The organism is Methylobacterium sp. E-016 (genome assembly GCF_022829745.1).
Classification (GTDB): domain Bacteria; phylum Pseudomonadota; class Alphaproteobacteria; order Rhizobiales; family Beijerinckiaceae; genus Methylobacterium.
Map to the genome: position 1 here is coordinate 1 of NZ_JAKSYF010000012.1, position 1,890 is coordinate 1,890.

At 59.3% G+C, this 1,890-nt stretch carries 2 protein-coding genes; both read right to left on the minus strand.

Going from position 1 to position 1,890, the window contains the following annotated elements; all coding sequences use genetic code 11:
- The coding region (locus MKK68_RS00630; protein WP_244027554.1) for a family 16 glycosylhydrolase at nt 1–1,103 on the minus strand (1,103 nt) is incomplete at its 3' end.
- 450 nt (nt 1,104–1,553) lie between these two features.
- On the minus strand, nt 1,554–1,890 hold a 337-nt coding region (locus MKK68_RS00635), incomplete at its 5' end, for an integrase core domain-containing protein (protein WP_244027562.1).

A 1,890-nucleotide genomic window follows, 5' to 3' on the forward strand; every position in this document is an offset into this window, starting at 1 on the left:
TCGAAATGTGCGGCGGGACCTACCGATGCGATGTATAAGTTGCGGGCATGCCCGTGACCATCGCTGGCGTCGTTGATGAGCTGGAATGTGACGTCTGACACTACGGAGAAATCGCAGGTGAGGTTCACCACGTCCCAAGCGCCGTCAGCGTGACTGGCGTGAGCGGTCTGGACGCCGCCCACCTGGGCGCCATCTACCTTCACCACGAACTGCGCATCCTCACCGTAGGCATCCTGCGCCACGCCGAAGGTCAGGGTGTCGAGCTCATGAGGGGCAGCAGGCACAGTCGGCAGCGCGCTGTAGGCCCGAAGGTAGTCAATCTTCATTTCGGCCGGAAAGGTTGTCGACCCGTCCGGATTACCAGGCCATGACCCGCCCACTGCGAGGTTTGCGATCATATACATCGGCCTGTTCGCATCGGCCGGAGTAGTCGCCTGAAAGATTTCACGCCCGTCGAAATACCAAGTAATGGTGTTTAATTCCCAGTCGACACCATAGGTATGAAACCCCTGGCTTGTGTCAGCGATCGAAACGCCCGTCGTGGTTTGAAAGTGTCCAGAGCCGACTTGCTCGAGACCACCAACTTTGCTGTGAACCGAAGTGTAGATCGTACTCGGGTCTTTCCCGAGCTGTTCCATAACGTCGATCTCGGGCGGCCAGCTGCCGTCTGCAGGCATCAGCCAGAAGGCCGGCCAGAGGCCGGTGCCCGCCGGAAGTTCCGCGCGCATTTCAAAGTAGCCGTAGGTCTGACTGAACTCGTGGTAGGTACTGACCACGCCGGACGTATAGGTCTGACCGAGGATGGTTGGCCGAATGGCCTCATCTGCATGCCGAGCTTCGATAGTCAGCACGCCATCCAGGGTTGAAAACGGGCTCGGAAGCGCCGCCCCCCCATTTGAAGGCTGATAATTCGGGTTAACGTACCATTGTAGCTCACCGTTATTAGCGTACCCACTCGTGCCCGGATTGCCATTCCCCAGGGGCGCCAACACATTTGCCGTAATATCAAGGCCAGTCGTCCCGTTCCATGTGCGAAAAAGATTGAAGTCTTCGCTGAACGTCAGATTGGCTGTCGCCGTGAGGTTGTTTGGGTTAATAGTCATCAACCGCCCATGCATCTCGAATGTAAAAGTTTATGGAAGCGAGTGCCGAGTGCAATTTTAAGTTTAATGAAGGCGGTTTGGAGTCCGACGGGCTCGACATCATGCCACCTCGGCCGGCGGAATCGCGTTGTCGACGCGCCAGCCCTCGGGGCCGCCGATCGTCGTCGGCATCATGCAACCGCGACCGCACAGATACCGGGCCCAGGCCTCCCACGCGGGGGAGCCTTCCCGGACAAAGACGCGATCGGGTCGCGCGGCGGTCGCGGCGAGGGCGCCCCCTGGCGGCGCTCTGTTGGCCTAGACCATCAACAAGCCAGCGATCGATCTGTTGGGCTTGGTTGCGATTCACCAGCCGATACGGCCCGGGCATCCTCGACCAAAATCTAAGCGCGCTGCTCGCGAGTGGGTCACCTGACCTGACCGGTATTTTGGACCGAGCCGATTGAGAGGCTACTGCATGGTGGCGGCCATGGGTAGCCGGAAGGCCAGGTCCGGGAAGGTGACAGGCGCGGGCGACCGATAGCCCAAGGACGAATGCGGTCGAACGCGGTTGTAGGTATTCTGCCACATGCCGATCACGGTCTGTGCCTCCTTGAACGAGTAGAAGATCTCTTGGTGTAGGCACTCGTCCGTCAGCTTGCCATTGAAGCTCTCACAATAGCCATTCTCCCACGGCGATCCTGGTGCGATGTACTGGATCTGCGGGCCGGTTTTGGCGACCCATTTCCGCAAAGCCTTCGCGATCATCTCCGGGCCGTTGTCACAGCGGATGTTCTCCGGGATGCCA